Source organism: Fodinibius sp. (assembly GCF_041642155.1).
GTDB lineage: Bacteria > Bacteroidota > Rhodothermia > Balneolales > Balneolaceae > Fodinibius.
This window is the reverse complement of the sequence record NZ_JBEPWZ010000111.1, coordinates 1-9093: the sequence shown is the minus strand read 5'-3', so window position 1 is coordinate 9093 and position 9093 is coordinate 1. Positions and strand designations below refer to the sequence as shown.

General features: G+C 46.6%; 4 protein-coding genes. All 4 read right to left on the bottom strand.

Annotated elements, in window-relative coordinates:
* The coding region (locus ACESLU_RS08140; RefSeq protein WP_372637682.1) for a Gfo/Idh/MocA family protein at positions 1 to 1156 on the bottom strand (1156 nt) is incomplete at its 3' end.
* 142 nt (positions 1157 to 1298) lie between these two features.
* The gene (locus ACESLU_RS08135) at positions 1299 to 3176 is read right to left on the bottom strand and encodes a RagB/SusD family nutrient uptake outer membrane protein (RefSeq protein ID WP_372637679.1); all 1878 of its coding nucleotides are present in this window, start codon (positions 3174 to 3176) and stop codon (positions 1299 to 1301) included.
* On the bottom strand, positions 3128 to 6295 hold the full coding sequence (locus tag ACESLU_RS08130; protein WP_372637676.1) for a SusC/RagA family TonB-linked outer membrane protein: 3168 nt from the start codon (positions 6293 to 6295) through the stop codon (positions 3128 to 3130). Before ACESLU_RS08130 ends, ACESLU_RS08135 begins: the two co-directional genes overlap by 49 nt.
* A 489-nt stretch (positions 6296 to 6784) precedes the next feature.
* Positions 6785 to 9093: FG-GAP-like repeat-containing protein (locus ACESLU_RS08125; RefSeq protein ID WP_372637673.1), on the bottom strand; the 2309-nt coding region annotated here is incomplete at its 5' end.

Sequence of the window (9093 nt, the reverse complement as noted above, 5' to 3'; positions counted from 1 at the left end):
GGTAATATTCCCCGTACTCGTTGCGGACCTCTTCCCCAAACTCATAGATCGTCATGCCGGGTTCTTCCGGTAGTTTGGCTTTGCTCAGCGTTACCCGATCTCCGCTTATGACGATTTCTCCCTCGGTACCTACAAAACGCATCAATCGTCCGCCCCCCGACCCGTCCGCCAAATTAACCCGCAGGGTCAACGTAAAGGCCGGATGAGCCTCCGTCTCAGGATATTCATACATGCCCGTCATGATATCCGGGACATCCCTTCCGTCGTCCCAAAACCTTAGCCCTCCCGTCGCCATAATGCGGTGAGGGCCTTTCGAGCCGGTAACCAAATGAATTCCGGAAAACAGGTGCACAAAGAGATCACCCGCTACCCCCGTGCCGTAGTCCCGGTAGTTTCTCCACCTGAAAAATCGTTTGGGATCGAACGGAATTTTGGGCAGATCCTTTAAAAAGGTATTCCATTGGACATTCTCGGTCGAAGCGCTGGGAGGTATCGAATATTGCCAGGCCCCCATGGCAGAATAACGATCGTAGTAGGATTCCACTAAATTCAGCGTTCCGATCTCCCCGTTTTGATACAGTTCACGAGCTTTACGATATACGATATCACTGGTGGATGTACTTCCAACCATGATGGGCCGGTTCCCCTTTTCCGCCGCGTCAATGATCCCATACCCTTCTTTGATATGCTGAACCATCGGTTTCTCAAGGTAAACCGCCTTGTCGCTGTGTAAAGCGTCGATAGCAATGGTATCGTGCCAGTGATCGGGCGTTGCCACGATAACCGCATCCACATCCTCACGATCCAGAATTTCCCGGTAGTCGGTGGTGACGGCAACATCATCCCCAAAAAGCTCTCTACATCGATTCAATCGGCTCTCATACAGGTCACATGCTGCTACAAGCTCAACCCCGTTATGCTCCAGAGCCGTCCGCCCGTTCCCCTGGCCCATTTTCCCGGCGCCGATTAAGGCCAGCTGAATTTGATCGTTCTTTGCATATTGTGTTGACTTATTTGAATCAGCTTCCAGGATATGAATCTTCTCATCATATGTGTTAGCCCCCTGTAAGAAGAAAGGAGTGCTGACCAGGCCTGCGGTAGTTAAACCCAGTTTTTTCAGAAAGGATTTTCGTGAGTTGGTATCCCGTTTGCCCATATTGCACATTAGTTAATGACAACAATCTGATAAAAGTATATCATAAATTTTAGACCTGCCCAACAACCATTTGTGAAATATTTACAGCCCCCCTTCGAGAGGCTGCAGGTTAACGTTATGACCGGATAATCCATCCTGGTTTTTAATAGGCCGGATCCTGTGTCAAGGCATCCTGTATATCAAGCTGGTCTTGTGGTAATGGCCAGTAATCATCTTCTTCAGGATTATAACTCGCACCATCCATAAAATTCCTGAACTCACTATCCTCTTCAATAAAGTCATTTAGAACGTCATCGGCAATACCCCAGCGGCGAAGTTGAAAAAACCGTTGTCCTTCGGTTGCAAATTCCAACCTGTGCTCAAGTCGGACTGCTTTTCTGGCTTCTTCCTGTGAAGCAAATGCGGGATGACCAGCCGGATAAGGTTCTACTTCATAATTGGCGGCCGGCTGATCCCAATCGATATCTCCCTCTGCCGGTTGAGAATCCAGGGTATAATCCGTCACTCGACCCATCACATAATCACTGTTTTTGGCCCGGTTGCGAATCTGATTGACAAGCTGCCGTGCCTCTTCCAGCTCACCGTTTTCTACATGTATTTCAGCTCGCCACAGGAGGACATGTGAATAACGAATAGCCCGGAAGTTACGCGGGCTGTCGAAACCTCCCCCCGCAGCATTCCCGCTAAATTCCTCCAGATAAAAGAATTTTTTAGTCATATAGGGGCCCCCATTACTCTGGGCACGTATCCAATTATTACCTGCATGAATGCCAAAACCATTAAAATCTACCCCCCGCCGAGCGATGGTATAATCTACTCTTGGATCAAGTTCATGATCCGTCGGAACGAATTCTTCTGAGCTTGCCACGCCCATATCATGTTCCAGTGGTTCACGTTCCTCCTTATCTAATACCGGCAGGCCATCCTGGGTTGTTTGGAAAGCTTCAAACAGGTTTTGAGAAGGTTGAAAGAATCCCCAGCCAACCCCGGCCGGTCCCGCTTGATGAGCTGCGGGGCCACCCACCAAAAGATGATTATCGACTCCTTGTTCAGCCGTAGCCTGGATTTCAAAAATGGACTCGGCATTATTCTCCGTATCTTGCCGGAAATTATTATTATAATTATTGACCAATTCAAAGGCACCACTATTGATAATATCATCAAGAATCGGCTGAGCTTCAGATAGCTCATTCTGAAACATATGCGCCTTCGCTTTAGCCGCCATGGCTGCATACATGTCTACTCTTCCTACATCTCCCTGGGGGGGTTCGGGCCCTAAGTTATCGATGGCAACCTGCAGGTCTGCCTCAATATCATCCCATCCCTCAGAATCATTAGGTACTTCAGTCGGTGCCGTATCCCCCAACTCCTCCTGCGTTTTTATGTATGGAATATTTTGAAAAATCATCGTCGCCTTGAAATGATACCATGCCCTTAAAAATTTGGCTTCTGCCTCAATTTCGGCTGCCCGGCTTTCCGCTATAGGTTCATCACTTTCCTGAACATTTGCAAGACGACTTAATACTTCGTTGGCTCGAGCAATACCCTCATAGGTATCAGCCCATCTTCCACCCATATAAGGATTGCTGGGATTAGTCTCATACCTCTCTACATCATTAAAGGAACTTTGATCTCCAAATGTGGTCCCTTTATAGGTATCATCAGAAGCGGCAGACCCATAGGTCCAGTCAGTACCCAAAACACCTCCAAATACCGAATTTCCAATTAACAGGTCATAAGCACCTATCAACAAGGATTCAATACCCTTAGAGGTTTCCATGGTTGGTCCCGATGCCTCCCCCGGTGGCTCATTCACCAAAAAACTATCGCCGCATGATTGCAGGAAAACAAAAGATCCTATTATCGTTGTAAGTAATACCAGCTTGCTTCTTCTTATTATTATTCGCTTCATAACTTGACTTTTAGATTTTAAATTGGCTTCGTGCAATAGATAGCTGAGTCTCCAATTGATTATAACCCGACATCTATTCCCAGCATAAACTGCCTGCTTGTGGGCCATGCCCCCCGGTCTATTCCTCTGTTTGCCCCTCCTGCGTTAACTTCCGGATCCAAGCCAGAATAACCGGTTATAGTAAAGAGATTCGTCCCCTGTACATACAGCCGGACATTCCTTACATTCTGCACATTGAGAACATTCATTAAATCATACCCTAAACGCAGTTGCTGCATACGCAGATAGGATGCATCTTCCACAAAATAGGTGGAAGGCAGCTGACTATTACTATCATTACCTTCCGCTTTGGGCATAGTCGCATTTGAATTGTCATCCAGGTAGGGACTCCCCCACGATTCATACAGCCTTCTCGTACTTCTATTTCCCTGAAACTGATTAAAATCAATCCATCGTCTTACATAATTGACCATGTCATTTCCATAGCTGGCATATAAGCGGGTAGAAGCACTAAAACCCTTATAATTCACATTAAGCCGGAGGCCTGATGTGAAAAGCGGGTGCGGATCACCTATATAGGTCCGGTCGTCCGAGTTAATCTCACCGTCTCCATTCACATCTCTATACTTAAATCGACCCTCTTCGTTATACCCCCCGCCAAACGCCTCCGGGTGGGTATCGGCCTCCTCCTGGGTTTGAAAAATGCCATCCACAATATAGCCGTAGAACTCAGGAAATTGTGTTCCCGTTTCAGCCCTTGTATAATGCATTTGCCGCAGTTCAGACCCTGTAAGAAATTCATCAGCCTGGGCGGAAAGTTGATTTATCTCATTTTTATAATGGGATACATTCAGGCTGAAGCCATATTGCAATTCATCATTCATGGCGGTTCCATCATATCCCAACTCAACATCAATACCGTTATTCGCCATCTCGCCCACATTAATGGAAGGTGGTGCAACCTGACCCATTACATCAGGTATTTGCTGGGGATAGAGCATATCTTCTGTCACCCTCTTCCACAAATCAATACTCAGGTTCCAATTCTCAAAAACCATGGCGTCAATACCGATGTTGGTAGTGGTGGTAATTTCCCACTGCACATTGGGATTACCCAAACTTGCCCGGTAGAAACCAGCTGAACCAGCCCCGGTGTTACCACCGCCGATCGGGTAAAATGAATTCCACTGTGCGGAAGAGTATGTAGTAAATGAATTATAATTACCAATCCGGTCGTTACCGGTCTGTCCGTAGCCTATGCGAACCATTAAATTATCCAACCAGTTGTCTGTAGCTGACATAAAGTCTTCATTGGTTATGCGCCAGGCTGCAGACATGGCCGGGAATGTACCGTAACGATTTTCAGCACCAAAGCGAGAAGAGCCATCGCGCCGTATAACCGCTTCTAATAAATATTTGTTGTCATATTCATAGTTTATGCGGCCAAAGGTGGAAAACAAATTCCACTGACTTTCACTCCCGTCATTCAGCTGACTTTGTGCGCCGGCACCGAGCTGCATATAATTGGGATCGCGAGAGAAAAAGTCTTGGCGGGAACCATTTCTCCACCGGTAATTATTTTGTATCGCTTCGACCCCTCCCATAACGGTCAGGTCGTGCACACCCGCAAAAGTGTTTGTGTATTCAGCGGTATTGGTCCAATTCCACTGCCTGCTAAAATCGGCGAACTCACTCTTTTGATCAAATTGGCCTCTTTCTGCAAATGCTACCTGAACATAATTAAAATCTCTGACATCAGAGGTATTATAATTAAGGCCGACAGATGTTCTAAAGGATAAATTCTCTGAAATGCTGGCCTCTGCAAAAGCAGTTCCACTTAGATTGAAAGCATTGGTCTGATCATGCTGGTTAAAATCAAGAGACCACATGGGATTTGTGCCATTCCCCGTATTTGATGCCCTTGTACCAGCATAAGCACCCATGATATCATGCACCGGAACGATAGGCTGCATTCGGTACGTATCCGATATGATAGTTGATTCCGTATTATCATCCTGTTGACCGTAATCCTCGCTATAGGTCAACCCTGCCTTTTCACCTATCGTCAGCCAGTCATTAACATCAGCGGTAACATTCGAACGAAGATTATACCGGTCATACCCGGTAAATTTCAATACCCCTTCCTCTTGCAGGTATCCCATCTGAAAGGAATAATTTGAATTTTCACCTCCGCCATTAACTCCAAGAGTATAATTCTGATAGACAGCATTTCTTGATACGACGTCCATCCAGTCAGTACCCTCTTTATTAGCTCTGGTAATAATGAAGGTATCATCTCCATCCTGGTGAGACATAAGGCGGTCATATTGACTTTCATCAACTTCCCCTTCAAATCCCCGGGTCGGAATAATATAATCAGGTATGTCGGGCTCTTCACCATCACCATACTGAGGATGTGCCGGATCATTCCCATCATTGCGTTCACGCAGCCAATACAATTCACCGAATTCCCGGGTATTAAGCAGATCATAGCTACTCGTAAGCTGGGTAACACCTCTTCTTACCCTTACATTGACCTGAAGGGCCTGGTTTTGACTCCCACTCTTCGTCGTCACAAGCACCACTCCATTGGCAGCACGTGCACCGTAAATGGCCTGGGAAGCCGCATCTTTTAAAATAGAAATAGACTCAATTTCTTCGGGATTCACAGAACCACCAGGAACGCCATCCACAACCCAAAGAGGGTCATTATCATTAATAGTCCCCAAACCGCGAATGCGAATACTGGCCCCTTCTCCCGGCGTCCCTGATTCAATGGCCTGTACCCCGGAAACAGCCCCCTGTAACGCCGATGAAACGTTGGTAACACTGACTTCTTCTAAATCCTGGGCGCTAACGGAAGATACCGACCCGGTTACCTCTCCCGCTGCCTGGGTGGCATAACCTACAGCCACCACCTCATCCAGCTGATTAACTCCGGGTTCTAATGCAACATCAATCTCCTGTTGTCCGCTTACATCGACAGACTGTGTATTATAGCCTATAAATGAGAACTGCAAGGTGGCATTAGAGGCAACGGCAATAGCATAGTTGCCATTGGCATCCGTAGAGGTACCTCTATTTGTTCCTTCTACGGCAACATTCACCCCGGGTAGCGGTTCATCTGTTGTAGCATCTACAACGGTACCACTAATTTCAATTTGTTGGGCCGATGCGGATATCGTATTGCAGAAAAGACACCCTGTAAACACAACTAAGAATATCATCCATTTGTTTGAGGAATATAACTTCATATCAAATCACGTTAATTGAGCATTATGAATTAATCTTATTTTCCAGCTAAGAAAATGGCAGGTGATAAACCAGCAGCTCTGTTTCTTTCTATCTGCTGTAATACAATAGGTAAATGGATTGAATTCAATCTCCAGAACCCAGAACCCAGAATCAATGCTTCTGAAAAGCAACAATAACCCAAAACTTATTTCTCTTCTACCATCTTTCTACTTATATAGACGATCAAAAAATTGCATACCCCCAAAGAAAATTTGGGATTTTTTTTCATCATATCTTTTTTTTCGGAAAAAACCCCTTGTATAATAAATAAAGGCATGCAAAAAATTTTACTATATGATAAATATTATCCCCTTAAAATGAATAAATAATAGCAAACAAAAGCAATGTGTGAGGGAGAAGTAATTTTTTTGAGCCAGTGAGCAGGCCGGATACCCAGAAGTTAACCTGCGGGGTTATCTCTGTTAATCCAAGGACGATTTCAAAAAGACAGGAGCACGATCATTAATGCCGATAACAATCAATTGATTACCTGTGCCCGCTGACAGGCTTGTAATATCGCGTATTTCCCCATCGATCATCAAACTGGCGGGCAAAGCCTCAACCGCTCCTCCGGGGCCGCCACCTTCCAGATACCAACCGTAACTCGCATCGTAGCGTCCCCCATAGCTGGGACGAACACCATGTAAATTGCCGCCGGCTGCGATATCCGGAGCCCCGTCCCCGTTCAAATCCCCCGTATAAAAAGCAAATAGGGGAGCCATCTGCATCGCGGCGGGCAGCTGATTCATTTCAAACACACCATTTCCCCTGTTTTCAAAATAAACGGACGCCAGGCTTGTAACGTTTTTCCGGGATGCGTTCTGTAACTGTTGCTGCCCAAAAATATCTTCCAACGATTTGCCAGCATACGACTTATAAGTCGGAAAACGATTTCGCAGAATACCAATAGACTGTACCAGATGATCCCGGGGAGCAACCGGAAACACCTTATCCCCTTTGGTATAACCGATAACAGGGTCAACCCCACCCTTCCCGTCAAAATCGGCCGTATACATGACCAAAGGCTCTTTTGGAGATACTTTGAAAGGGATATTCAATCCCATATTTCCTGCCAGGATATCGACATCCCCGTCAGCGTCCATATCTGCCAAATGAAGACTCTGCCACAAACCGCTGGGGGACTCAAATGAATTGACTTTCTCAAATTTACCGTTTTCATTTTGAAATATCATGACAGGCATCCAGTCTCCCGCTACAATGAGATCCTCCCGTCCGTCTCCGGTCACATCAGCTGTTTGAGCATCACTGACCATGCCAATCTTACGCAAGGCGGGTCCAACTGAACCGGTCACGTCCCTGAACGATCCATCCCCTGTATTCTCAAGAAGATAATTTGCGGGAGATTCCCCGTAATTTCCGGGAACCGACCGGCTGCCGACGAAAAGATCTTTGTTCCCGTCCCCGTTAAAATCAAACGGGACAACCACAGACCCGTTAGCGCTGAAGCCGGGCAGAGCATCCGGACCAGCGGGGATAAAATTACCCTCGCCGTCATTCATATACAGCCGATCAGACAGCCTCTCCCCCTTTCCGCTTCTTTCGTTCCCCCCGCTTACCACATACAGATCAGGGTTTCCATCATTATTTGCATCAAAAAAAGCGGCGTCTGTATCTTCGGCCAGAGCATGTGCTTTGAAAATGTCATTATGTTTTCTCACAAACTCACCTTCTTCCTGCTGCAGGAAAACAGCACCACCCTGTTCGGCCGCCCCACCGATATACAAATCTTCCCGGCCATCGCCGTTAATATCTGCAACCGCCACAGGTGGTCCGAGCTCCGACAGCTGATAAGGCATGAAAGGCTGTACCTTGAACTCGTCAAAATCATTTTCGCGATGGCGAAAATCAGGAGGCAACGGGCTTGCCGACTCCGTCAACGGGTATGAAGGTAACTCTTTGGCCTTTTTTCCTTCTTTGTTAACCTCGTTTTTCATAATATTAAGCTGCTGATTGACCCCCATATCTTTCATCAGGGTGCTGCTGCCGTCAGGCCACGTGATTCTGAGGCTGTCAATTCGGTCGATCTCTCCCAGTCCAAAGAAAAGGCGCGGATCAACCGAGGACTGATACCCCCTTGAGGGGTACAGCTCCGAAACCTGTTGACCGTCCTTTGAGTAAACAATGGCTTTAGCGCCGATGGCACTCGTATTCTTTTTCCCTCCCTCCAATTTTAGTCTAAGATAATTACTGCTATCCCGTTCTGATGTCATATTGCGATAGACCGCAGCGGCTGAGTTTACATTATTAACTACGATATCAAGATCTCCGTCATTGTCTAAATCCCCGTATGCCGCACCATTGGAATAACTGGGCCTGTCCAACCCCCACTCTGCCGTTTTATCCGAAAAACTAAGCGAATCATTATTTCGATACGCCCGGTTGGGAATTTTAAGATGAGGCATGCTGTCAATCACCGAAATGTTTTCTTCCGTCATTCCCCTTTTTAGCGACCGCTGGATTTCCTCTCTCTTCACCATAGACAAATAATCCATATCATTAGGGCGGCGGTAGATTCCATTCGTAACAAAAAAATCTTTTCGTCCATCGTTATCCATATCAAAAAGCAGGGAAGACCAGCTCCAGTCCGTGGCATGAATGCCCGCCATCGGAGCAATATCAGCCAGCCGGGGAATCAGGCTGCTGTCCCGGCCCATATTCATCTGCAGGGTGTTCCGTATGAGCTGCGGATGGTAGCCATATTCCCGTTGAA

Coding starts and splice junctions, on each gene's coding strand:
- ACESLU_RS08130 (WP_372637676.1), bottom strand. CDS start 6,295: ATGATATTCTTAGTTGTGTTTACAGGGTGTCTTTTCTGCAATACGATA.
- ACESLU_RS08135 (WP_372637679.1), bottom strand. CDS start 3,176: ATGGCCCACAAGCAGGCAGTTTATGCTGGGAATAGATGTCGGGTTATA.